At 27.5% G+C, this 25,579-nt stretch carries 24 protein-coding genes, 2 tRNA genes and 1 other RNA gene; 25 read left to right on the top strand and 2 right to left on the bottom strand.

Annotated features, from left to right (window positions below):
• The first annotated feature begins 393 nt into the window (after positions 1-393).
• The 5 genes from U880_RS0104555 to rnc are packed head-to-tail and all read left to right on the top strand — an operon-like array spanning position 394 to position 2,669.
• Entirely contained in the window at positions 394-933 is a 540-nt protein-coding gene (locus U880_RS0104555; RefSeq protein ID WP_235048008.1) for a hypothetical protein, read from the top strand.
• A gap of 2 nt (positions 934-935) precedes the next feature.
• Positions 936-1,433: a pantetheine-phosphate adenylyltransferase gene (gene coaD, locus U880_RS0104560; protein ID WP_024654957.1), complete on the top strand. Its 498-nt coding sequence runs from the start codon at positions 936-938 to the stop codon at positions 1,431-1,433.
• Positions 1,434-1,484: 51 nt separating this feature from the next.
• Entirely contained in the window at positions 1,485-1,667 is a 183-nt protein-coding gene (rpmF, locus tag U880_RS0104565) for a 50S ribosomal protein L32 (RefSeq protein ID WP_012538442.1), read from the top strand.
• A 22-nt stretch (positions 1,668-1,689) separates the two neighbouring features.
• Complete coding sequence (gene acpP / locus U880_RS0104570) at positions 1,690-1,932, top strand: acyl carrier protein (protein WP_014696523.1); 243 nt, start codon at positions 1,690-1,692, stop codon at positions 1,930-1,932.
• Positions 1,933-1,937: 5 nt separating this feature from the next.
• Positions 1,938-2,669, top strand: a complete 732-nt coding sequence (gene rnc, locus U880_RS0104575) for a ribonuclease III (RefSeq protein ID WP_012538444.1) — start codon at positions 1,938-1,940, stop codon at positions 2,667-2,669.
• Here rnc and U880_RS0104580 read toward each other — a convergent pair.
• Entirely contained in the window at positions 2,641-3,864 is a 1,224-nt protein-coding gene (locus U880_RS0104580) for a CCA tRNA nucleotidyltransferase (protein WP_024654958.1), read from the bottom strand. The genes rnc and U880_RS0104580 overlap by 29 nt on opposite strands.
• Before the next feature lie 123 nt (positions 3,865-3,987).
• Here U880_RS0104580 and U880_RS0104585 point away from each other — a divergent pair, with 123 nt between their 5' ends.
• The 18 genes from U880_RS0104585 to U880_RS0104665 all read left to right on the top strand — a co-directional run bounded on the left by U880_RS0104585 (position 3,988) and on the right by U880_RS0104665 (position 22,870).
• Positions 3,988-5,757, top strand: coding sequence for a hypothetical protein (locus tag U880_RS0104585; RefSeq protein ID WP_024654959.1), 1,770 nt, complete (start codon positions 3,988-3,990; stop codon positions 5,755-5,757).
• A gap of 6 nt (positions 5,758-5,763) precedes the next feature.
• Positions 5,764-6,084 carry a hypothetical protein gene (locus U880_RS0104590; protein ID WP_024654960.1) on the top strand — a complete coding sequence of 107 codons (321 nt, stop codon included), beginning with the start codon at positions 5,764-5,766 and terminating at the stop codon, positions 6,082-6,084.
• A 69-nt stretch (positions 6,085-6,153) separates the two neighbouring features.
• Positions 6,154-6,228, top strand: a tRNA-Thr gene (locus tag U880_RS0104595).
• Between the two features lie 4 nt (positions 6,229-6,232).
• Positions 6,233-6,314 (top strand) — tRNA-Tyr (locus tag U880_RS0104600).
• Between the two features lie 228 nt (positions 6,315-6,542).
• A complete protein-coding gene (gene mltG / locus U880_RS0104605) occupies positions 6,543-7,583 on the top strand; it encodes an endolytic transglycosylase MltG (protein WP_024654961.1) in 1,041 nt (346 codons plus the stop codon).
• 6 nt (positions 7,584-7,589) lie between these two features.
• On the top strand, positions 7,590-9,362 hold the full coding sequence (gene dnaG / locus U880_RS0104610) for a DNA primase (protein WP_024654962.1): 1,773 nt from the start codon (positions 7,590-7,592) through the stop codon (positions 9,360-9,362).
• Positions 9,355-11,247 (top strand): RNA polymerase sigma factor RpoD, encoded by a 1,893-nt coding sequence (rpoD, locus tag U880_RS0104615; protein WP_024654963.1) that lies wholly within the window; start codon positions 9,355-9,357, stop codon positions 11,245-11,247. The genes dnaG and rpoD overlap by 8 nt, the downstream gene beginning before the upstream one ends.
• Positions 11,248-11,261: 14 nt before the next feature.
• Positions 11,262-12,020 carry a zinc ribbon domain-containing protein gene (locus tag U880_RS0104620; RefSeq protein WP_024654964.1) on the top strand — a complete coding sequence of 253 codons (759 nt, stop codon included), beginning with the start codon at positions 11,262-11,264 and terminating at the stop codon, positions 12,018-12,020.
• A 26-nt stretch (positions 12,021-12,046) separates the two neighbouring features.
• Positions 12,047-12,394, top strand: an RNA gene (gene rnpB / locus U880_RS10530) — RNase P RNA component class A.
• Between the two features lie 18 nt (positions 12,395-12,412).
• On the top strand, positions 12,413-13,378 hold the full coding sequence (locus U880_RS0104625; protein ID WP_024654965.1) for a tetratricopeptide repeat protein: 966 nt from the start codon (positions 12,413-12,415) through the stop codon (positions 13,376-13,378).
• A 12-nt stretch (positions 13,379-13,390) separates the two neighbouring features.
• A complete protein-coding gene (locus tag U880_RS0104630; RefSeq protein ID WP_012538453.1) occupies positions 13,391-14,440 on the top strand; it encodes a rod shape-determining protein in 1,050 nt (349 codons plus the stop codon).
• A 2-nt stretch (positions 14,441-14,442) separates the two neighbouring features.
• A complete protein-coding gene (mreC, locus tag U880_RS0104635; protein ID WP_024654966.1) occupies positions 14,443-15,288 on the top strand; it encodes a rod shape-determining protein MreC in 846 nt (281 codons plus the stop codon).
• On the top strand, positions 15,285-15,767 hold the full coding sequence (locus tag U880_RS0104640) for a hypothetical protein (RefSeq protein WP_024654967.1): 483 nt from the start codon (positions 15,285-15,287) through the stop codon (positions 15,765-15,767). Before mreC ends, U880_RS0104640 begins: the two co-directional genes overlap by 4 nt.
• Before the next feature lie 5 nt (positions 15,768-15,772).
• Positions 15,773-17,572, top strand: a complete 1,800-nt coding sequence (gene mrdA, locus U880_RS0104645; RefSeq protein ID WP_024654968.1) for a penicillin-binding protein 2 — start codon at positions 15,773-15,775, stop codon at positions 17,570-17,572.
• Between the two features lie 3 nt (positions 17,573-17,575).
• Positions 17,576-18,895 carry a rod shape-determining protein RodA gene (gene rodA / locus U880_RS0104650; protein ID WP_024654969.1) on the top strand — a complete coding sequence of 440 codons (1,320 nt, stop codon included), beginning with the start codon at positions 17,576-17,578 and terminating at the stop codon, positions 18,893-18,895.
• Between the two features lie 169 nt (positions 18,896-19,064).
• Positions 19,065-20,816 (top strand): threonine--tRNA ligase, encoded by a 1,752-nt coding sequence (gene thrS, locus U880_RS0104655; RefSeq protein ID WP_024654970.1) that lies wholly within the window; start codon positions 19,065-19,067, stop codon positions 20,814-20,816.
• Position 20,817: 1 nt separating this feature from the next.
• A complete protein-coding gene (pgsA, locus tag U880_RS0104660) occupies positions 20,818-21,441 on the top strand; it encodes a CDP-diacylglycerol--glycerol-3-phosphate 3-phosphatidyltransferase (protein WP_024654971.1) in 624 nt (207 codons plus the stop codon).
• Positions 21,431-22,870, top strand: coding sequence for a hypothetical protein (locus tag U880_RS0104665; protein WP_024654972.1), 1,440 nt, complete (start codon positions 21,431-21,433; stop codon positions 22,868-22,870). Before pgsA ends, U880_RS0104665 begins: the two co-directional genes overlap by 11 nt.
• On the opposite strand, the gene cyaB is transcribed toward U880_RS0104665, so the two are convergent.
• Complete coding sequence (gene cyaB / locus U880_RS0104670; RefSeq protein ID WP_024654973.1) at positions 22,847-23,368, bottom strand: class IV adenylate cyclase; 522 nt, start codon at positions 23,366-23,368, stop codon at positions 22,847-22,849. The genes U880_RS0104665 and cyaB overlap by 24 nt on opposite strands.
• Positions 23,369-23,458: 90 nt before the next feature.
• On the opposite strand from cyaB, the gene U880_RS0104675 reads away from it, so the two are divergent.
• Complete coding sequence (locus U880_RS0104675; RefSeq protein ID WP_024654974.1) at positions 23,459-24,778, top strand: TrkH family potassium uptake protein; 1,320 nt, start codon at positions 23,459-23,461, stop codon at positions 24,776-24,778.
• Between the two features lie 6 nt (positions 24,779-24,784).
• Positions 24,785-25,567: a potassium channel family protein gene (locus U880_RS0104680; protein WP_024654975.1), complete on the top strand. Its 783-nt coding sequence runs from the start codon at positions 24,785-24,787 to the stop codon at positions 25,565-25,567.
• Positions 25,568-25,579 lie beyond the last annotated feature (12 nt).

Consider the following 25,579-nt stretch of genomic DNA (forward strand, 5'->3'; position numbering starts at 1 on the left):
ATTTGGGGAGGTATAAATGTAAAAAAATAGCTTTTTATTAATTAAATATGATACGAAGTTTCCAAATTCTTTTGTTTTAATTAATGCCATGGGAAAATTTTATATAGAAGAGAAAACTTGCTAAGTGTGAGATAATTTTGTTGTAGGGAATTAATATTTATTTTAAAGTTTAGTGGAAGAATGTTAAGTTATGAATAATAGGCAAATTAAGACTCAATACAAGACTTTGATATTAAATTATTTTGTTACTAGAAAAAAATTGATAAGTATGCTAAATATAGCATTGAATTATATAGTTTTAATGATTAACATCATTTGGAATATTTGTTTGATATTCTTAAAGAGAAATATTACTCGTTTGTTTGACATTGATTGAAGGAGTTAATATTGAGGATGGGTAGAAGTAAGACCAGTGGGAATGATTTAGAGAGAGGAAGTAAATTTCCTTATTGGAAAATTAGAAAAGCACGATCTGAACTTAAGAAACAAAGTGCTTCTGTTTTAAGTAATAGTACTAACAATAATAAATCTGTGGGTTTTAATTCTAATGGACATAAAAATTATAAAGGTGATAGACAAAAAGGATTGGGAAAAGATCAAAGATCGCGCATAAAATTTAAAAAAATATGTCCTATTTGTGATAAGCAAATTAAAGATATTCTTTCTTGTATGTCCATGAAGTTTGATGGCGAAGATAAGCCTATACATTTTGATTGTGCTATTGATAGGTTGAAATCTGAAAGTCAGCTTTTAAAAAATGAAAGTTTGGTATATAAAGGTGTTGGCAAGTTTTTTGTTGTTGATAGGTCTGTTAGGGGAAATAATTTGTCTTTTAAAATCGTTAAGGAGATTGATTTTGAAAATTTAGAGAGTCGTCCTGATTGGCGACAAAAAATTCTTAATGATATGAATAAAGGATTTAAATTATATTAGTTATGAGAGCAGCATTATTTCCTGGTTCATTTGATCCTATTACATGGGGACATATTGATTTAGTAAAAAGAGCTTCGTTAATTTTTGATAGAGTAATTGTTCTTGTTGCTAATAATAGTAATAAGAGTTATTTGCTTAGTGATATTGAAAGATATGAACTTACTTTTGAGGTTATTATGTCTTTAGGATGGACAAAAATTTTTGTGGATAAATATGATGGAGTTGTTTTAGATTATGCTTTAAAGAATAATATTGGTTTTATTGTAAGAGGTGTTAGAGCGTTTCATGATTTTGAATTTGAATTTGAGAGATATGTTGTTAACAATAAGCTGAATTCTTCAATAGATACAGTATTTTTACCAAGTAGTGATAAATATTTATTCGTAAGATCAGATCTTGTTAAGGAATTGATAAAAAATAAGAATTTTAATCTTTCAAACTTTATTCCGGAGTTGGTACAAAAAAAGTTGAAATCTAAATTTATTGACAAATTATCTTGATAATATATATATTATTAAGATACGTTTGTTTATGTTTAAGGAGACAAAGATATGGCTGTTCCAAAATTTAAGCCTTCAAAGTCTAGAAGTAGGACGAGGCGCAGTATAAATATGAGGAAAAAAATTCCTCAATTTCAGGAATGTTCAAATTGCGGTAACCTTGCAATAAGGCATAGAATATGCGCAAAGTGTGGTTATTATCGAAATAGTCAATATTTAGAATTAGGATTATAGTTTGAACGAGGAATGTTTGTTTATGGATCAAAATGAGATTTTTAAAAAGGTTAGGTCTATTATATCCGAGCAGCTTGACAAGAAAGAAGATGAGATTACTATGGAATCTAGGTTTGTTGAAGATCTTGGTGCAGACAGTCTAGATATTTATGAGCTTTTATATTTACTTGAAGAAGCATTTGATGATAAAATTCCAGAAAATGAAGCTAGCGAGTTTGAGACTATAGGTGATGTTGTTGCTTTTATTGAAAAGAAGAAGGGTTAACTGTAATGGGTTCTTCAGTAGTGAAGTTGGATGTGGATCGAAAACAAAAGTTAAATGAGTTTTTAATGGGTTTGCATATTGATTTTAATGACATTTATTTGTTAAATATGTCTTTAAGTCATTCATCATATGCAAATGAATTTGATCAGAAATATGCTAATAATGAGAGATTGGAGTTTTTAGGAGATTCTGTTCTTAATCTTATTATTACAGATTATTTGTATAAATTTTATCCTGATAAGAGTGAAGGTGAGCTTAGTAAAGCTAGGTCTTATATTGTTAGTGAAGATTCTCTCTCTAGTATTGCTAGAGAACTTAATCTTGGTAATTATATTTTACTTGGTAGAGGTGAAGAAAATAATGATGGACGTAATAAGAAAGGCATTCTTGCAGATGCTATTGAAGCTTTTGTAGGTGCACTTTATCTTGATGGGGGCTTTTCAAAAGCCTCTACTTTTGTGGTAGAACTTTTTGAAGTACATATAAGGTTAATGTTTAATCGTGGTGATTTTAAAGATTATAAAAGTTTATTGCAAGAATATGTTCAAAAAAAATATAAAATTTCACCAAGTTATAAATTGGCTAAAGAGTTAGGTCCTGATCATAATAAGATTTTTTGTGTTGAACTTTATGTTAATGATAAATTTGTATCTAATGGAAAAGGAAAGTCTAAAAAAGAGGCTGAGATGATAGCAGCTGAAATGGCACTTAAAAATATTGTGAATATTGATCTTTAATTTTTTGAAGCAAAATTTCTTTCTTGTTTAATTTAGGCTCTATTAATACTTCATTAAGTAGATGATTGAGAATTTTACCAGTATTTTTGTTGGTTCTTAATTGGAACTTTTTAACATCGTTGCCATTTATTTGCAATTCTTTTAAAGATAACGGATCTCTTAATAGCTTATTGTTTTTAATCTTGTTTTTTATTAATTTAAACTTATTGTTTTTTCCTTTAAGAGCTTTATATATGTCAAGTGTTTCTTTATAATTTTCTCTGGTAGTTTTGCTTAAAAAAATTCTAATATGATGTAATTTTTTGGGATTTAATGTATGAATTGTGTTGATAGTTGTTTTATATAATAATATTAGTTTAATGTCTTTGTTTGAAAACTTGAGTAATTTTAAGTTTTGTTTTAAATTTGATATGTCTTGTTTTATAGTAAAAATAACTATTGCTTTTAAATAAAATTTATTTCTATGTAAAAGAGTAATTTTTTTTATTAATTTTTTGTTTATTTCTATGTTAAAAAAATATTTAAAAAAGTTTATTTTTTGTAAATATTTAATTCCCTTTGTTGGATTTTCTCCATCTAAAAGTTTAATAAATTCATTATTAATTCTTTCTTTTGATAGAAATAAAATATTGTTTTTTTTGTATTTCATGGAAATTAATGTATTTTTCTCAATTGTAAAATTAAGTGTGGATGCAAATCTTGCAGCTCTAAGGATTCTAAGAGCATCTTCTTCAAATCGTTTGTTTGGATCCCCTATACATTTTATTATCTTTTTATTAAGATCTTGTTGTCCATTGTAGTAATCTATTATTTCGAAGTTAAGTGTATGCATTGCGATTGCATTTATTGTGAAGTCTCGTCTTTTTAAGTCTTCCTTTAAATTTTTTGTAAATTTTATTTGCTTAGGAGATCGTTTATTGTCATAATCTATGTCTATTCTATAAGTTGTGATTTCAAAGATTTTTTTATTAAAGATTATACTTATTGTTCCATGTTTTATTCCTGTTTGTATATTTTTTGGAAATAATTTCATTATTTCTTTTGGAGTTGCATTTGTTGTAAAATCAAAATCATAAGGTATCTTTTTAAGAAGTAAGTCTCTTAATGCGCCTCCTACAAGGAAAAATTCATAGTTATGGTTATTAAAGATTTGACTAATTTTTATTATATCTTTAGTGTTATTACCTAGATTCATATAGAAATATATTATAGTTGAAATACTATTTTTTCTAAGGTTAAGATAAGGTTTTAGTTTATTCTTAAATATCATAAAATAATATTTGTTCGATTTATATTAAATATTTATAAATGGGGTTTTATGGACAAGAGTAATGTTAGTGTATATGATTCTATTGATAAGCTTTCAAAAGATTCAAGGGCTAAATTGATAAGAGAAATTAAAAAAAATTTAAGTTTAAATTCTTCGGTATTATCTTTAAATAGTTCTAATTATTTGGATTCAGATTCTGCTGTTCAAGTTGATGATTTTCTCTCTAAAAAATTTATGGAAGAATCTTTTTGGATAAGGATATGGATATATATTTTAAGTTTTTTTCAGAGAGATCGGACCAAAGAAGATGTGTATAAAATATATCTTCTCAAAAACTTAGAAAGGCGTGTTAATAGTATGTACAAAAATTCTGTAATAGATTTTAGAAAAGGTTATTTACGAGTAGGTTTTGTGGAAATGTTTTTTGAGTTTTATTGTCATTTGATAAAACTTAAAGGATATTTTAGGATGCTAGAGTCAGATAATATTGTTGAACAGGCAATGTTTGAGATTATTCAAGGTAAAATACCTAACTCTAAAAGCAAGATGGAAGATTTTTTAGAACCTGAAGAATATGAGCAATTTGTAAAAAAAGATAAAAGTCAAAAAGAGTTGGACGAGATTATTAAGATAAAGATTAATAATTATATTAATGCAATACCTTCGCAAATTTATGTGGTTGTAGAAGAGATGTTTGAATTTTTTTATATTTTAAATAGTGTTGCATTTTTTCCTTATAAATCTTTTTTTTCTTTCTTTGATATTGAACTTTTAGATGATAAGGATAATTTTGATATTGCTGATCTTGATAGGACAATTAGTACTAGCTTTGAGAGTGTTGATAAATATTTTAAGTGTTTTTGTGAGATTGTGCATACGTTAAGAGACATTGTAATAAATGAAGAGGTGTTAAAAATTATTATTAAGAATTATTTTTTGATAGTAAAATCAAATGAAAATGAGATTTTAAATGAAGAGAACCTTTTGAATGTCGATTCTATATTTAAGAATATGTTGGGTATTATGATGAAACTTATTAATTTGTCAAAAACCTTGCCTTATTTAGATGTTTTCAAAATTTATTATGAAAATCCGTTGTTAACACCAAAGAAATATATTCCTTGTTTTGATGTTCGAAGTTTTTATGAAAATATTTTATTTTTAAATGTTAGTGAACAACTTGTTGAGAATTATTCTAAATCCGTTACATCTATGGCAACTAAGGAACTTAAAAGTTTAATTAAAAATTATAATGTTATTATGAATTTAGATAAGATAATTTTTAAGGGACTAGATCTTGACTATTCATTTTTTAAAAAACTTTACTTTATGAATGAATTTTTTAAATGTATTTATGATGTGAGGATGATGGAAGTTCTTAAAACTGTAAACAATGTAGTACTTGCTCATAATACTGATTTGAGAAGTTTGTATATTAAGCTTGAGAGAGATATTAATGTATTGAGAAAAGAAATTTATGATTTGTATTTTGAGCTTAATTATCGAAATGGAGAGTATGAAAGTTATAATAGCGAAGAGTATAGCAGTGATGATTCTTATCGAGATAAAACTTTGGAGTGGTGTTTAAGGGAGGTTGAAACGATTAAAAGGTTAGTTTTTAAGTTTATATGTTGTTTTGTTGATCTTAAGGAAAAATATATTGCTCTTTTGGACAATAATAATGCTTTTATACAAAGTGCTCTTAATATATTTAATAAAGTATCAACAGAAGATAATGTTAAAATCAGTTTAAGTTATGTTATTGATAATAAGTTGCTTATCGTTAAGCAAGCTCTTTTTGTGCTTGAAAATTTATAGTTTATTATGAAAAATTATAAATCAAATGATTTGATGAAATTATCTTCAATTCTTATTAGGGTTTTGGTGATAGTTTTATTTCTTAATTCTATACTTAGTTTTTTTATGTTTTTAGCAGGTGCTTATAATGTTTTTATGCATTCTTTTCAAAAATTTTCTCTTGAATTTACAATTGTATTAAGTTCTGTTTCTTTTGGTCTTGAGATTACCCGCGCGATATTTTTTTATGTATTTAGAGGACGAAAAATTAAACATTTTGTTATTTTGATTTTGAGTTTTGTTATTTGTTTTTTTGCTTTTTTTATAAAAGTTTTTCTTGATAGGTAGTTAATTTATTTTAAACTTACTATTGACTAATGTATTTTATTTTTATAAACTAACCATTAGCTTTATTATGCCGACTTAGCTCAGTTGGTCCAGAGCTGCGGTCTTGTAAACCGCAGGTCGTCGGTTCGAATCCGACAGTCGGCTTTATGGGGCGGTACCGAAGTGGTTAACCGGGGCAGACTGTAAATCTGTTGGCTTTGCCTACGTGGGTTCGAATCCCACCCTCCCCACTTTAAAGGTTATATGATTTGTCTAAATGTTTTGGGAGGTCTTGTTTTGTCATTTAAAGTATGGCTTTAATGTTAAGGTTAATGCAACTTGAAGTATTTTGATATTCATTGTAGTAAAATTAGTTTATATTTATAATAGATTATATTTTGTAGGGATAATGTGTTTTTTGTTTCTTATTTAGTTGAAGGTATGTAGGCGTAATTTTCTTCTTTTAAAAGAGATTTTGTATTCTTATGGTAATAAAAAAGATTTTTATTTCCCTTTTTGTGTTGTTGCTTTTGTTATTCCTTTTTTTATCTTTCTTATATTTTTTAAATTCTTCTCCTCTTAAATCTGATTTGGTATATGAATTTGAAATTCAAAAGGGATGGGGGGTTAAAAAAATTGCTTGGGAGCTTAAGAGAAAGAATTTAATTAGATCTGCTAAGTTATTGATAGCAATTTCTTATTTTTTTGGTAGCGATAAAAACTTTAGAGAAGGCAAGTATTTGATTAATGGTTATTGTTCAACTTTTGATGTTTATAAAGAGTTTTTAAAAGGAAGACCTATACTTCCTATTAATATTACCATACCTGAAGGGTATACTGGTAGAAGAATAGCTTTAAAACTAAATGAATCAGGCATTATTAGCAATGTACAAAGTTTTATTGATTTAATCAATGATGTTAACTTTGTTAGTGAACTTGGACTTGATTATGATTCTGTTGAGGGATTTTTATTTCCAGATACTTATAAGTTTTATAAAGATATGGACATGAAAGAAATAATTCGAGTTTTTGTCAGCAACTTTTTTAACAAACTTTATTCTATTGGTATAGATTATAAATCTTATTCTAGTAAAGATCTTTATGATAAAGTTATTATTGCATCTATTGTTGAACGTGAATATAGAGTTAAAAATGAAGCACCAATAATGGCATCTGTTTTTTATAATAGAATAAAATCTAATATGGCATTACAATCTTGTGCTACAATTGAGTATATTATTACTGAAGAGTTAAATAAGCCTCATCCTACAAGAATTTATTTTTCAGATTTAGAGATTAATTCTCAATATAATACTTATATTAATAAAGGTTATCCTCCAGGGCCAATTGCTAATGCTGGAATTGTATCTTTAACAGCAGCCTTTTTTCCAGATAATACAAATTATTTGTTTTTTGTTATAAAAGATCCTAAAGTCGGGACACATAAGTTTTCTTCAGTTTATAGTGATCACATTTTAGCTGCAAATAGTTATATTCGTAATTTTATTACTAAGGATTAAATAAATATGGAATATGCTAAAATTATAGATTTAATTAAACAAAGAGTAGATATTGTTAATATAATAAGTGAACATGTTGTGTTGGTGAAATCAGGAGCTTTTTATAAAGGTCTTTGTCCTTTTCATGCTGAGAGAACACCTTCTTTTACTATAACCCCTTCTCAAGGACTTTTTTATTGTTTTGGATGTAAAAAAGGGGGAGATGTTGTTAAATTTTTAATGGATATTGAAAAGCTTGATTATCATGATGCTGTTAATTCTTTGTGCACTAAAATAGGAATTGAATATGACAGTGCTACAAGAAATATGGGGATTAAAAATAAACTCCATGATAAGACATTAATTTCAGAGATATATAATTTGAATGCTAAGTTAATTAAAGTTTTTGTATTTTTTTTAAATAATAATCAGGAAATTTTGAGTTATATTTTGCAAGAGAGGAGAATATCAAGAGAAATTGTTGATTTGTTTAATATTGGTTATTTACTATGTGATGTTGCGGGTAAGTCAAGTTTTTATGATTTTTTAGTCTCAAAAGGGTATTCTAATAGTATTTTAAGTAAGAGTGGTTTATTTGCTACTAGAAGAGAGAAGTTTTCAATTTTGTCTGGAAGATTAATTTTTCCAATTAAAGATTTTAAAGGGAATGTGGTAGGATTTGGAGGTAGAATTTTAGGTAAAAATAGTGGAGCTAAATACATTAATTTAAGTGAAACAAGAGTTTTTAAAAAAAGAGAGTTACTTTATGGGTTTTATGAAGGCCTTTCTATGATTAAGGAAACTAGATCCATAATTTTAACGGAAGGATATATCGATGTTCTTGCATTCTTTACAGCTGGTGTAAAGATAGCTGTTTCTACACTTGGTACTTCTTTTTCAACACAACATCTTGCTTTAATTAAGAGATATGCAGATAAAATAGTAATATGTTTTGATGATGATATGGCTGGACTTATAGCTACTTTTAAAGCATATCAAATTTGTTTGCCTTTTAATATTGATGTAAGTGTGATTAGAATGAAATATGGAGTTGATCCTGCAGATGTTTTAAAGAATAAGGGTGCTTCTGTTTTAAATAATATGATTAATGATAGTTGTGATGCTTTTGAATATCTTTTAGAAAAATATTCTCTTAAATATGATTTAAATAAAACTACAGATTTAAACAGTATGGTTAATTTGTTTATAAAGTTGATAGGTCTATCAAGTACTAATACACAAAGAGATCTTCTATTGTCAAAACTTGAGAGCAAATTGGGTGTTAAGTTGGAAACTTTAAGAAAAGATTATTATAGTATGAGAGAAAAGAATGCAATTGCTAGTTATAAGAAGAATGCATGTTCTTATGAGGTAAATACCTATGAGAGATATTTATTGGTTGCCTTATTGAAAGACTTTAATTATTTTACTATAATAAGGCGTAATATTAATGATAGTGACTTGTATGATGTTGATGTAAAAAAAATTTTTGTATGTTTTGAAAATTTGTTTGATAATAATAAGAGTTTTTCATTATTTAATTTAAAAGAATTATTAAAAAATAAACATGGTATTAGTGAAAATTTTTTTGAAAATATGTTACGAGTAGAGTTTGAAGTGGATGATGAGATGGTTAAGCAAATTTTGTTTGCAATTAAAAAGAGAAAAGTAGAAAATAGAATTTTGGCATTTAAAGAGATGATCAAAAATTATGTTTCGATAGATGCTAAAGCTCAGATAAGAGAATTGATGTTTTTAAATATGCAAAGAGAAAATCTGAGGATATATTTGAATGAATAGTGTAGATAATAAAGACTTGCAGGCTTTTAGGAAAAAAAATTCAAAATTAATAAAGACTATATTAAATTATTTGGGAGACAAGAAGGAAATTACTTTTGAAGACCTATCAACTTTTTTATCAGGAGATATGTTAGAGCCTGATAATATTGATTGTATTTATGGAATTCTTGAAAATGAGGGAATAGGTTTGATTAATGAAAAAATAGAGTCAGATATTTGTGATGTTGATGAACTTGATGAGGCAAGTAAGCTTGATAGTCAATGTATGATGTTAGATGATGCTATTCAGGTTGATGATGAACTTGATGATAAATTGGATGATTTTGATGATGAAGTTTTAGACAAAGAAGATTATAATTCAGGATACATTAAGAGTGGTTTATTAAAGGATAGTAATTCTGAGGATCCAATAAGACTTTACTTAAAAGAAATAGGAAAAGAATTTTTATTAACTGGAAATCAAGAGGTAGAACTTGCAAAACAAATGGATTCTGGGGAGAGTATAATTGAAAATATTCTTAAGAATGAAGGATTGGTTATAGAGAATTATTATAATTTGGTTAATGCTATTTATTCAAGAGTTGACAAAGAGGAATTTTTTAAAAAAGATAGAGAAAGGGAAAAAGATAATAATTTTGATTATTATAACAAAAAAAAAAGAATTACTTCATTTTATAAATCTTTATTAAAGCCATTTCAAGATCGTTTGGTCAAGTATGTTGAGAGAAAGCATAGATTATATGAACTTGGTGAGGATATTTTTGAAGAGAGTATTACTAATGAGAGATTACAGATAAAAGAACTTCTTAAGTCTATTCCTTTATATCAGGAAGAATTACGTTTGTTTTCAGATGATTATATTGATTCTGCTAGCAAGATCAAAGATTTAAAGAGACAACAGAAATCTATACTAGATAGATTGAAAATAGATAAGGTGCGAAATCTTAGAATTCTTGGTAGGGATTTGGCTATTCCTGAGAAGAGGGAGAGAATAGAAAAATCTTTAAATATTAGGGAAGATTTAATTAAGGAACAAATTACAGAAGCACAGCTTGCTCAAAAAGAACTTGAGAGGATTGAAATGTATTATGAATATCCAATGGATAAAATAATAAGTATGTCAGAAGAGATCCTTAAGGGTAAACAAATGATGCAGCATGCAAAGGATCAATTAATTAAAGCTAATTTGAGACTTGTTGTAAGTATTGCTAAAAAATATGCTAATAGAGGTTTACATTTCTTTGATCTTGTTCAAGAGGGTAATATTGGTCTAATTAAAGCGGTTGAAAAATTTGAGTATAAAAGAGGATTTAAGTTTTCTACTTATGCTACATGGTGGATTCGTCAAGCAATAACAAGATCCATATCAGATCAGGCACGTACCATTCGTGTACCTGTACATATGATTGAGCAGATAAATAGACTTAATAGGGAAACAAGATATTTAGTTCAGGTTTTAGGTAAAGATCCAACAGATGAAGAGTTATCAATGAGACTTGGTTGGGATCTCAAAAAAGTAAAAACCGTGAAGAATGTTTCAAGAGAACCTGTTTCGCTTGAAACACCAATTGGAGAAGAAGAGGATTCTGTGCTTAGTGATTTTATTGAAGATAAGGCTATCAAAAATCCAGCAAAGCATACATCTTTTGTTGTATTGCAGGATCAAATAAGGGCAGTTCTTGGGACTTTGCCAGAGAGAGAACAAGAAGTTGTTAAGATGAGATTTGGTCTTGAAGATGGATATTCTTTAACTCTTGAAGAAGTAGGATTACATTTTAATGTTACACGAGAGAGAATTAGACAAATTGAGTCTAAAGCTTTGAGAAGACTTAAGAATCCCAAAAAAACCCAAAAACTTAAAGATTATTTGGAAGATTTAAATTGAATAAGGAGGTCTTCGTGGAGAGTAATATTGATATATTGAAAAATCTTGAAGGTATATATAAGTCTAAATTTGAGCTTGAAGAACGCCAAAGAAATATTCCTAAATATTTACAAACTAAAAAAGTTCAAATTGATGGGCTTGTTGAGACTTTTGCCGAATTGCAATTACGATTTAAGGAATATCAAAAAGAAGATGCATCTTTAAAATTGGATATTCAAGATATTAATGTAAGAAAGAGCAAGGCTGAAGAGAAAATTGATAGTATTAAGACTCAAAGGGAATATGAGGCTCTTGAAAAAGAATTGCAAACCATTATTGATGATGAAGTTGCTATTAGAAAGAAAATGACACATATTACTGGGCTTAAGACTAAAGTAGACAGGGAAATAGCCGATGTTAAGAGTAAACTTGAGATTGAGCAAAATATTTATGCTGTTGAAAGTAATGATCTTGAAAATGAACTTTTAGAAATTGTCAAAAAACTTGATTCTATAAAAAGTGAAGAAGAAAAATATTCTTCTCGGATGGATGAGGACTTTTTATTTAAATTTCAAAGAATTATTCGCAATAAATCCAATGGAGTTGTACCTTTAATTGACAGTGTTTGTAAGGGTTGTCATATGATACTTCCTGTGGAATTTGCAAATAAGGTGAGGCGTGAACCGGATGATATTAAGTTTTGTCCTTATTGTAGTAGAATACTTTATTATCAGGATAAATTTGAAGTTGGGTTGGGAATGGTTCCTGGTGGTTTAGCAGATCTTATAGAATAGTATTTTAAATTTATGTGTGTTTTAAAGTTGATATCCAGTCATCGCTTAACATACTGTATTTCAGTATTTTGAGAGGAAAGTCCGAGCTCCAATAAGAGCATAATGCTAGGTAATGCCTAGGAGTTGAAAGACTTAAGATAGTGTCACAGAAAATTACCGCCTTAGGGTAAGGGTGAAAAGGTGAGGTAAGAGCTCACCGCTTATTTAGTGATAAATAAGGTCAAGACAAACCTCATTAGGAGCAAAATCAAGTAAACAAGCTTCCTTAGCTCTTGAGGGTATGCTTGTGGGTAGATTGCATGATTTTTTCAGTGATGGAAAAACAAGATAGATGATGACATAATACAGAACTCGGCTTATGGATGTCAACTTAAATTTTTTAGAGAATCTTTATGGGAATCAATTATTTGAAATTTATTTTTTATTTTGTTATAAGTTTATCACTTGTATTCTTTATTTTTTTTATTTTATCTTATTTAAAAGCTTTTTCTAATTCTTATTTAAAAGCAGGTCCTACCGAGGTAAATTTGCTTGTTTTGTGGGATAATAAGGAGTACAAAGAAATAATAGATTATGCTGAGAATGGTATTAAAGAAAATAAATTTGATTTTAATCTAAATTTACTTCTTGGATTTTCATATTTTTATTATTCTTTAATGTTAAATGATAGTTATTTAAAAAATCAATTTTTGGATAATGCAATAGAAAGATTAAGGTTTTTGATGTCTATTAATGATGATGTTCCTATGAGTTCACTTTATTATATTTTGGGAAAAGTTTATTCTCATAAGGGTGAGTATTATAGTGATCTTTCTGTTAAGTATTTAAATAAGGCTTTATATGCAAGTAGTTTTGATTTTGTAAATGTAAAAAAAGATATTTTTGAGTATTTGGGGTATTCTTATCAACTCTTAAGAGATTATAATTCTAGTTTAAAATTTTTTGAAAAGGCTTATAGAGAAAACAAATCTGATCTTATTCTTTGGAGTTTGGCATATGTTAATTATAAGGCAGGAGATATTGATAAGAGTATTGAATATATAAATAAATTTTTGGACGAAGAGCATGAATCATTAAAAGGAGATAAGCGAGATGATAATTTAGTGCAAAAGGTATATTTACTTTATGGAAATATTTATTTTGAGAGAAGTGCTTATGAGGATGCCTTTAATTGCTATGATAAAGTCTTGAAAATTAATAGTTTAAATCCTAATGTTTATGTTAAAATAGGAGACATATATAGAAAAAGAGATAAAGATTATCCTAAGGCTAGAAAATATTGGCGAGAAGCATTAAGCATTAATCCTTATTTAGAAGAAGCAAGGGAAAGGCTTAAAATTAGCCCGGAGGATTTTTAGAGGGAGCTTGATTTGAATTTTTTTAAATCTTTTTTGATAGATATTGGTATTGATCTTGGTACATGCAATACTTTGGTTTACATTAAGGATTATGGTGTCGTTATGAGTGAACCTTCGGTAGTTGCTATTGATGTTAATAAGAATAATAGGGTGGTAGCTGTTGGTCGTAATGCAAAGAAGATGCTTTGGAAAACCCCAGAGAATATTAAGGCAGTAAGACCACTTCGTGATGGTGTTATTGCTGATATTGAGAATACAGAAAAAATGATTCGATATTTTATAGGCCAGATTTTTTCTCGAAAAAAATTATTTTTTAAACCAAGGATGGTGATAGGAGTTCCAACTTGTATTACTGAAGTTGAGAGAAGGGCTGTAAAAGAAAGTGCAATGAATGCTGGTGCTCGTGAGGTTAAAGTTATTGAAGAATCTCTTGCAGCTGCTATTGGATCTGATATTCCTATTTTTGAGCCAACAGGTCATATGGTGTGTGATATTGGAGGAGGAACTACCGAAATATCAGTTATTTCTCTTGGTGGTATGGTGGTAAGTAGAGCTATTAGAACGGGTGGTGATGAATTTGATGAGAGTATCATTAAATATATGAGAAATGCTCATAATATTATTATTGGACAACAAACAGCCGAAAAATTAAAAATTAAAATAGGTAATGTTTATCCAGATACTCATAATTTAAAGATAGAGACAATCGATATTAAAGGTACGGATGCTGTTACGGGTCTTCCTAGGAAGCAAATTATTGATTCTATGGAAGTAAGAGAGTCTTTGCAAGAACCTATTAGTACCGTTGTTGATGAGGTTAAGCGAACTCTTGGGGCAACTCCTCCAGAACTTGCAACGGATATTGTTGAGCGTGGCATTATCTTAACAGGAGGTGGAGCTCTTCTTAAAGGACTTAGTAGGCTTTTATCAAAGGAAACAGGGGTTCCAGTTTATGTTGCGGATAATCCTCTTTTATCTGTAGCTGTTGGAGCTGGTCTATTTTATGATTATGCTAATAGAATAGATATTAGTAAAAATATATATAGTTTTATTAATGAATGAATATGAAGTTTCTTGTTAATTTCAGGGATTTTATTAAGGTAATAACTGTATTAATATTTGCTACTATTCTTATGTTTTATGACACAAATGGTTCTAGGGTGAAGAAAAGAGATGATTTTTTTATTTTTACTTTAAATTCATATATTCAAAGGAATATGTATGAATTTTTTAATTTTGTCTCTAGTATTTTTAAAGCAATAAATGAATATAAAGATTATGGTGAGACAATAGAAGCTTATAAAAAGCGAATACAACAACTTGAGATAGTTATTCAGAATGTTCAGGTCTTAAGACAAGAAAATTCTAGACTTAAAGAACAACTTGAATTTTATTCTGAACATTCTAATGATTTTATTTCAGCCGAGATAATTTATCTAAATTATGCAAATATTTCATCTTTAATGGCAATTAATAAAGGTTATAATGATGGCGTTCAAAAAGATATGATAGCTGTTGCTTATCAAGATGGATTTAGTGGTCTTGTTGGTAAAGTTGTTAAAGTTTATGCAAATACTTCAAGAATCTTACCTTTAACCAGTTATGAAAATTTTGTTTCTGCTAGAATTCAAAATAGTAAATTTATAGGTCTTGTTGAAGGTAAGGGATATGGTGAGGTGCTTGAGATGAATTATGTTAATAAATTGGCTGAAAATTTTTTAAAGGTTGGGGATTCTGTTGTTACAGCTGGTTTTAGTGATTACCCTGGTGGCATTTATATAGGTAGGATTACTCATTTTGATGTTCTTGAATATAATTCGCTTTTAAGTATTAAAATTGAACCCATAATAATTTTAGATAAATTAGAATATGTGTTTTTGATTAAGGGTGATGAGAGGATGAAAAATTGATATCTTTTATATTGTATTATATTATTAGTGTACTTTTGGGACAAGTTTTTCAGTATTATTGTGATATAGGTTTTTCTTTTTCAGTAGATATATTTTTAATCATTTTAATTTTTAATTCTTTAAATTTTGCTTTTAATGTAGGTTTGATTTCAAGTATTTTACATGGTTTTATTATGGAATATTTTAATGGATTGCCACTTGGTTTTTTTGTATTTTGTTATGTTTTAGTATTTTATCTTCTCTATAAAATCAAGATAGTTGTTCCAAAGAGTATGTTTAGTGTAACAATGTTTTTTATTTTTTCAAAATTTATTATTTGGTTTGTAGCAATGATTTTTGCAGATTTTATTGATCTTAAAGGCTTTAATTATTCAATATTTGATCTAAATCTTATTATCAATATAGTATTTTTAAATTTTTTGTATCCAATTTTAAATTATTTCACAAGGAGCTTTTATACTATTAGGGAGGAATATTAATTAAAATGAAACTTGTTTCGGGTAGCAGATATAGGTTTGGAATGTTTCTTCTATCTTTCGTTTTTTTTTCTTACCTTTTTACTTTATTTAAGATGCAGATTGGAAAACATTTGTTTTATGATAGGGAAGCAACAGTTCTTTTATCTAGGGTTGAAAAGGTTAGTGCTTCAAGAGGTGAAATCTTAGATTCAAATTTTAATGTTCTTGCCAATAATCTTACCGTTTTTGTTTTAAAGATTAGCTTGGAACAATATTATGGTATGTCTGTTAAAGATAGAGATGAAATGTTAAATTTTTTGTCAGATATTTTAGGTATTGAGAAGGAACCTATTCTTTCTAAAATTGAAGCTACTCGAGGGTATTTAAAGGATGTAGAAATAATTGAACTTAATCCAGAAATGTTATTTAGAATTGCTGAGAAGAGAAGTTATTATCCTGCTCTTTTGTGGACATATTCATTTAAAAGGAATTATTTGGTAGATGATTCTTATTCTCATCCTATTGGATATGTTGGCAAAATTAATCAAAGAGAATTACGTGCTTTTTATAATGTTAAAGGATATGATAACAATTCTACAATAGGGAAATTAGGAGTTGAGCAAATTTATGATAGTTATATTAGAGGAAAAGAAGGGTTAATTAAATATAGAGTAGATTCTAGAGAAAGGAAAATAGATAGTGGTTCTATTATCGAACATATGATACCTGGTCATAATATTGTTTTAAATATTAATAAAGATATTCAGATACTTGCTAAGAATACTTTAGGTAAGAGATATGGAACTGTAGTTGTATTAAAACCCTCAACAGGAGGTGTTATGGCATTGCATAATTATCCTTATTATTCAATGAATGATGTTTATAATAAACATTCTAGAGAAGATTATTCGTTTTTAAATAGAGCAATCCAGTCGGTTTATCCACCCGCATCTATTTTTAAGTTGGTTATGGCTACGGCTTTGTTAGAAGAACAAGTTTTGGATAAAAATAAAAAACTCCATTGTCAGGGCTATTTTAGGGTAGGAAATAGAATATTTCATTGTTGGAATCGTGTTGGACATGGTTATGTTGATTTAGAGCATGCTGTTGCTCATTCATGTAATGTTTATTTTTATATGGTGGGACTTAAATATCTTGGTGTTGAGAGAATAGTGAAATATGCAAAAGAATATGGTTTTGGAGAAAAAACAGGGATTGATTTACCAAATGAAGTGTCTGGGCTTCTTCCAAGTCCAGAGTGGAAAGAGAAAACTTTCAGTCAACCTTGGGTAGGAGGTGATACTGTTAATTTTTCAATAGGTCAAGGCTTTTTAAATGCTACTCCTATTCAGATTGTCAATATGGTGGCTATGATTGCCAATGAAGGTGTTATTTATAAGCCAAGAATTGTTAGTAAAATTTTAAATGGTAATACTAATGAAGTCATTCTTGAAAATGTTCCTGAACTTCTTAGAAAAACAAATATTATTAGTAAACGTACTTTTAGACTTTTGAAAAAATATATGAGACATGTTGTAACTTATGGTACTGCTAAAAATTCGGTTCTAACAAAAGCTGTTGAGGTTATAGGCAAGACAGGTACGGGACAAACGGGTGTTATTGGAGTTGAAAATAGTTCTTTTGTTGGTCTTGCTCCTTATAATGAAGTATCTAGTAAACAAATTATTATTTTTAGTTTTGTTGAGGGAAGAAGTAATGCAGGTATGTGGCCTGCTAAATCTGTAGATTTAATGATGCAAGGAATTTTTGCTAAACAGAGTTATGAAGATATTCTTAGAGAATATAAACCATGGTATATTAGGTAAAATATGGCTGTTTTTAGAAAAAGTTATGATAGTTTGACATTATTTAGTTTAGCAATGATATCTTTTATTGGGGTTTTGCTTATATATTCTAGTGATTATACTTCTAATGGTTCTTTAATGAAAATAGAGTATATTAAACAGATTATATGGGTTATTGGTGGATTTTTTGTAATTTTTGTAGTAGGAAGGTATGATCTTAAGATCATACATGGTATGGTTTATCCTTTATATTTTTTGTTAGTTGTTTCTTTGATTTTTACTGCTATTTTTGGTATTACTGTTAATGGAGCTAAATCTTGGATTGGAATTTGGAAATTAGGTGGACAACCCTCAGAATTTGGGAAAATTATTGTTATTTTAACTCTTGCCAAATTTTATAGTAGTAAAAATGAATATCATAATTTCTTTGCTTTTGTTTTTGCATTTATGATACTTTTACCCGTTATTTTATTTGTATTTTTGCAGCCTGATTTTGGTACAGCTGTAGTTTATTTGAATATGTTTATCTTTATTTCTTTCTTTGCGGGTGTAGATATACACTATATTTTATATTTTACTTTAACAGGATTTTTATCATTTATTTTTGTAGTATTGCCTGTTTGGTATGAATATAAGGCGGATATGGGTAATACATTATATTTAATCTTTTCTAATAATTTTTATTTTAAAGTAGCTTTTTTGGTGTTGGCCTTGATATTTTTATCCTCTGTTGTAGGTTTTTTTATTTCAAAATATAACTTGAATATTAGGCTTATTTATTTTTATATATCATTTGTGAGTTCCATTTTGTTAATAGCAGCTTTTTGTTCTAAATTTCTGTCAAAATTTATGAAACCTTATCAAATTAAGAGGTTTTTAGTTTTCTTAGATCCAAATATTGATCTTAAAGGTGCTGGTTGGAATTTAAATCAGGTAAAGATTGCTATTGGTTCTGGCGGTATTTTGGGTAAGGGATTTTTAAAAGGTCCTTATACTCATGCAAATTATGTTCCGTCTCAAAGCACAGATTTTATTTTTTCAATTCTTGCTGAAGAATTTGGTTTTTTAGGCGTAAGTATTGTTTTAGTATTATTTTTTCTTATTTTTTTTAGGATTTTAATAATAATGGATAAAAGCAAAGATAGATATATGTCTTTAATTCTTGCTGGTGTATTGTGTCTTTTATTTTTTCATACTTCTTTTAATATTGGTATGTCTTTAGGTCTCTTACCAATTACAGGTATACCTTTGCCTTTTCTATCTTATGGTGGTTCGTCTACTATTACTTTCTTTTTGGCTATGGCTCTTTACTTTAATATTGAATCTATAGTAACTATGGACTGATAAATTTATATTCTTTTTATATTTTTTTCTTATTATTTTGTCTGTTTTTTTAATAAATTTTTTTGTATATTGTAATTGAGAAGATTTGTTGTTTATCTATGATTTTTTAAGTTGTGAATTTATTATAATGTTTTCATATTGCAAATCTTCAAGTTTATAAGGTGTTGTTATGGGTGAAAAATTAGATAAGGATAGTATTCTTTATAAGAAGAGACATTCGATTGCACATGTCATGGCAGAAGCTGTTCTTGAATTATTTCCAAATACTAAGATTGCTATAGGTCCTCCAATTAAAGATGGTTTTTATTATGATTTTGATTTTGAAAAGCACATTTCAGAAAATGATCTTTTATTAATAGAACAGAAAATGCGAGAAATTTTAAAGACAGGCAGTCCTTTTATAAGAGAAGTTATAACTAGAGAGCAGGCTTTAGTGCTTTTTAAAGATGAACCTTATAAGATAGATTTAATTCAAAATTTTGATGTTACAGATGAGATTACAATATATAAGAGTCATAATTTTACAGATCTTTGTAGAGGTCCTCATGTTGATAATATGAATAAGCTTGATCCAAAAGCATTTAAGTTAACTAGTATAGCTGGTGCTTATTGGCGTGGCGATGAAAAAAATAAAATGTTAAGTCGTATTTATGGAACTTTATGGAATAATGAAAAGGACTTAAAAGCATATCTTACATTGCAGGAAGAGATAAAAAAGAGAGATCATAGAAAGCTTGGTCGTGAACTTGATTTGTTTTCTGTTCATGAGGAGATAGGACCTGGTCTTATTTTTTTCCATCCACATGGTGCTAGAATAAGGGCTTTAATAGAGAATTTTTGGCGAGAAGAGCATTTTAAGAATGGTTATGATATACTTTTTACTCCTCATATTGGTAAATCTTGGATTTGGGAAACCTCTGGTCATTTAGATTTTTATAAAGAGAGTATGTTTGAAAAAATTGAAATGGATAGAAGTGATTATTATGTTAAGCCTATGAATTGTCCATTTCATATTGCAATTTATAATACTGATAAGCATTCTTATAGAGATTTGCCATTTAGGTGGGCTGAACTTGGTACTGTCTATCGTTATGAGAAGATAGGTGCGATTCATGGTACTATGCGTGTTAGAGGTTTTACTCAAGATGATGCACATATTATATGTACTTATGAGCAAGTAAATTTTGAAGTTAGAGAGGTTTTACGTTTTGCTATTGATATGTGGCATAAATTTGGATTTACAAATTTAAAGGCATATCTTTCAACAAAACCTGAAAAAGCTGTTGGAGATGATGATGATTGGAAAATGGCTGTTAAAGTTTTAGAGAAAACCTTGATTGATTTTAATATCGATTTTGATATTGATGAAGGCGGAGGAGCTTTTTATGGGCCCAAAATTGATCTTAAGATAATTGATTCTCTTGGAAGGGCGTGGCAAATGAGTACAATTCAATTTGATTTTAATCTTCCTGCAAGATTTAAGATGACTTATACTGCAGAAGACGGCAAGGAAAAGAGACCCTTTATGATTCATAGGGCGCTTCTTGGTTCTATTGAGAGATTTTTTGGGATTTTAGTGGAGCATTATGGTGGAGCATTTCCTGTATGGTTGGCTCCTCTTCAAGTTGTAATTATTCCTGTAAATAGCATTGTAGAAGAATATGCATTAGAAGTATTGTCTAGATTTCAAAATGAAGGAATTAGAATAAAATTTGATAATTATTGTAATATGAGGATGAATGCAAAAATTAGACAATATCAGTCAAAAAAAGTTCCATATATGTTTATTATTGGAGAGAGAGAAGTGGTAGAAGGAAAGATTTCAATTAGAACTAGAACAAATGAGCAAATTAATGGACTTGAGCTTAAAGAAGCTCTTGAATTTGTGAAGTTAAAGATAAGTAATAAGGAGATCTTATAGCTTGCATAGTAAAAAAATAATTACTCCAAATAAAATAACTTTTCTTAGAATTATATTATCTTTTGTTATTTTATTGATATTATGTTTTGAATATTTGTGGAATTCTTATTTAATTTTAATTTTAATTTGGCTTTTAATTATTTTTAATGAAATTACAGATATTATTGATGGATATATTGCTAGAAAATATGGTTTAGTTAGTAATGTAGGTAAAATTTTAGATCCCTATGCAGATGTGTTGCAACATTTAACATATTTTGTTTTTTTCTTTTATAAAGGTATTACTCCGTATTATTTTTTTGTGATATTTGTATATCGTGAACTTTCTGTTGGTGTTATTAGAAATTTAATTATTCAATTTAATATAATCCAGCAAGCCAGAATTTCAGGTAAAGTAAAATCGTTATTTTATGCTATTGCTGTATTTGCGAGTCTTTTGCTTTATACTTTTGACAAGTTAAAAATTATTACTTTTGTTGACAGTTTTATTAGTTCAATTTTAAATTTAACTTTTAGTTTTTCTTTTATTGTTTCAATAATATATGTTATTTCTGCTTTTATAACTATCATATCATTAATTGATTATGTCATGATATTTTTGGATCTTGGCAAGTATGAGAAGTAATTTATTATTAATATTTATTTGTTTGTTTATTAATTTTTATTCTTATGCTGATGTAAAGCAAATGTTGACCGAAGTTAAGCCTTTAACTATTTCAAGCAAAAATGGAAAAGGAAGCATTTATTTGAAAGTTGACAAGTCTTCTGATTATATTTTGACTTTTGATGTTGCTTTGGGGACAGATTTTGTATATATGGTATATGACGTTTTTAATAAAAAATATATAACAGATAAGATAAGAAAAAATGATGTTAAACTTGCATTGCAAAAGGATGTTCTTTATGCTGTAATTTATGTTACATCAGAGAATGTAAACATTAATTTTACTCTTAATGATTTAGATTTATCAATAATTGGTGAGAGTTCTTTAAAGGCCAAAATATCTAATATAAAAAAACAAAATAAAACTTTTTTATTAAGAGATTTGCCAAGTTTTAAGTTAAGTTCAAGGCTTAAAAAATATATTTTAAAAACCTATAAGCATAATATTTATATTGCGTATCAGGTTGAAGATGATGATACTATTAAAGTTGCTTCATTTATTGAAAATATTGGTTGGTTTGATATCAGTACTGCTGTTAATGATAATATTACCGATATTTCATGTTTTGATTTTGCGATTAATTCTAAAGGGGAATTATATATTGTATTTACTACTAAGAGTACCAGTGATTTTCCTAGTGAACTTATAGTTCGGAAATTTAATAGTCGAAAGTGGATTGATATTAGTCCTAAATTGAGAGAAAATGTTGGTTTTTTAGTAAATATTAGTGTTGATCATAAGGACAATTTGTATGTAGCTTATTTGAAAAAAATTGGTTATGAATATAAAGTCAATTTTATTGTAAATAGAGGATATGGAACTACTTGGAATAGTATTATAGATTCTAATGTGTTTAAAGGTACTGCTGATGTTGATGTCTTAAGTATTGGTGTTATTGCTGAACCTTTTTTAGGAATTTTTTACAATTATAAATTAAATGATTATGTGAATTCTGAATTTATTATTGATAGAGGAAAAACTTGGTCGAATGTGAATATACAATCTGTAAATATGGCAAATTCTGTTAGAATCTTATCTGATGTTAAATCAAATAAGATTATTTTAAGTTATGTAACAAAAGATAGACCTATTGTTAGTATATCTACTCTTCAATGTGATAAATGGCAAAATGTAAGTCCAAATATTAAAATTAAAGGGGTAGTTAGTGATATTTTGAAATATAGTAATGATTTGTTATTAACGTTTGAAGATGATAATAATGTGAGACTTATTTATTTGAATTCTGATAATTGGTATTTTTTAAATGAATCTGAAATTTTTCAAAAATCTGCTTGCAAACCTCAACTTGCACAATATCAAAAAAAAGGATTTGTATTGTCATGTTTAAGCTTAGATTTTAAAGTTTTATTTCTTAAGTTGATTAGATAATAATTCAAAGTATGATTTTTTTTCAATATTATTTTGTAGTTTAAAGTCTTCTATTGTTTTGTAAATTTCTTTCTTAGCAATACTTAATTCATTTTTATTGTCAATTATTTTTTCGATTTCTAGAAAGAATCCGAGATTTTGAATTTCGTTAACTTCTATATTTAAATTGTCTTTTTTATAGATTAGACTTTTTTTAATCTTTTTATATAAAATTTTAAAATCCAATTCTTTGATAAAGGATATAAAGTTATCTATTTTGTCTACTTGAAATTCAATTTCTTTGTTTATTTCTATATCTTTTTCTAAAGATTTAATTTTAAATGTTATAATTTTTTTTGAGATATTGGATTCTCTTATTCTAATGATTTTTTTTGAATTGGAATAATAAATATCATTTTTAATTTCTTCTTTAATAAATTGAAATTTTTGATTAGCTAATTTTACGATTTTTTTTACTCTGTTTTTTGGAATAAAAGCTTTTAGTTCAACTTCAAACATATATTAAAAATAATAAAATTATGGTAATATTTCAACATTCTGCTATTTTGATCATGATATCTTATATGTTTTGTTGTATTTTATTTTTATATGTTGAAAATTGAATTTAGTGATAGGTTTTTTCTTTTTAGTTATTTTATCTTAATTATGTTTGTAGGCTCTTTGTTATTGTTATTACCTATTGCTTGGAATGATGTTGAAAGTTTAAAATATATAGATGTTTTATTTACATCTGTATCTGCTGTTAGTATTACGGGGCTTGTGACTGTTAAGATGGAAAGTTTTTCTACTTTTGGTTTTATTGTAATAATGTTATTGATTCAGTTTGGTGGACTTGGTTTCATAACAATTACTACCTTTTATTTGCTTATTCCTAAACGTAAGTTAAAGTTAACTGATGTTCGAATAATCAAACAATATTCTCTTTCAAATATTGAATATAATCCTTTGAAAATTTTAAAAAATATACTTTTTGTGACTTTTTCAATTGAATTAATTGGAGGAATATTAATATTATTGTTTTTTAAAATTAGAGGTATTAATATTTCATTACTTGAGGCTTTATTTACTGCTGTTTCAGCTTTTTGTAATGCAGGGTTTTCTATGCATTCTGAGAGTATTTATGCATGGCGTGATGTTCCTGAAGCTATAATTGTTATTGCTATATTGATTATTTGTGGAGGACTGGGATTTATGGTGTATCGTGATGTTACTAATACTATGAAGTATCGTAAGAAATTATCCCTTCATGCTAAAATTGTTTTTACGCTTAGTTTTTTTTTGATTCTTTTTGGTGCAGTTGTATTTTTTTTCTCAGAAATTCATAAACTTAGAGATGGTTATTCACTTGGGACTTTAATATTTAATGCAATATTTTATTCAATAAGTACAAGAACAGCTGGTTTTAATTATCTTGACAATGCTCTTATTTCAAGTAGAACCCAAATGCTTTCTTTGCCATTTATGTTTATTGGTGGTGCTCCAGGTTCAACTGCTGGAGGAATAAAAATTACTACTTTTTTCTTAATTATTCTTGCAGTAATAAAATCTCAAGATGGTAATGGTTATATTATTGGTTCTTATAAAGTCTCAATTGATAGTATAAGATTTGCACTTTTATTTTTTGTAAGAGCTGTTTTTATTTTATGTTTTTCATTTTTTGTTCTTCTTGCTGCTGAGAGTGGTGGAAAATGGAGAGTCATTGATTTGGGATATGAGGTTTTTTCTGCTTTTGGTACTGTTGGTTTATCAGTTGGGGTTACACAAGATTTGTCATTTTTGGGTAAAGTAATTATAATTTTTACTATGTTTGCGGGTAGAATAGGGCTTTTTTCTATGGCAATTTTTGTTTCTAGAAATTCTCGTTTTGAAGAATTTACAAGACCAAGACAGGATATTTTGGTGGGTTAGAATAAAGTGAAAACATTTGTTATTATTGGTCTTAGTAATTTGGGAATTCATATTCTTGAAAATTTAAGTAAGCTTGATTGTCAAATAATTATTGTTGATACTTCAAAAGAATTGGTTGAAGAATATGATGTAATTGCTACAGAAAGTTTTATTTTAGATCAGTTTACTAAGAATGCATTAAAAAAAATTATTCCTGTAGATACTGATGCTGTTATTATTGATTTTGATAATGATCTTGGGAAAAGTGCTCTTGTTACTCATTATTGTAATCTTTTAGGTGTGAAGGAAATATGTGTTAAGACTGAAGATGGGGATGATGCTGAAATATTAAAAACTCTTGGTGCTACAAGAATTATATTTCCAAGCAAGGATGCTGCTCGAAGATTGACTCCATTGTTGGTATCTCCTAATCTTTCAACATATAGTATTGTTGGGCATGATATTATTGTTGCTGAGACAATTATTCCAAAAGAATACGTAGGTAAAACTTTACTTGAGGCTGATTTGAGAAGTGAGAAGGGTATTACTGTTATTGCTGTTAGAAATTTAAGTAATTCTAGATATGAACTTGTGGATGGAGATTATTTTTTCTTAAAGGATGATAAAATTGTGATTTGTGGCAAACCTGATAAGATTGAAAATTTTACAAATAATAAAGATTTGATTAAGGATTTAATATCAGTTTCTAAAACAGAAGATGCTGCTTATAAGGAAAGTTCTAAAAAATTAGGCTTTTTAAAATTTTTTGATTTTATGAAAAATTTTAATAAGGATAAGAAAAATAATTAATAGGATTTTAAG

Origin of the sequence: Borrelia hispanica CRI, from assembly GCF_000500065.1 — a bacterium.
Classification (GTDB): Bacteria; Spirochaetota; Spirochaetia; order Borreliales; family Borreliaceae; genus Borrelia; species Borrelia hispanica.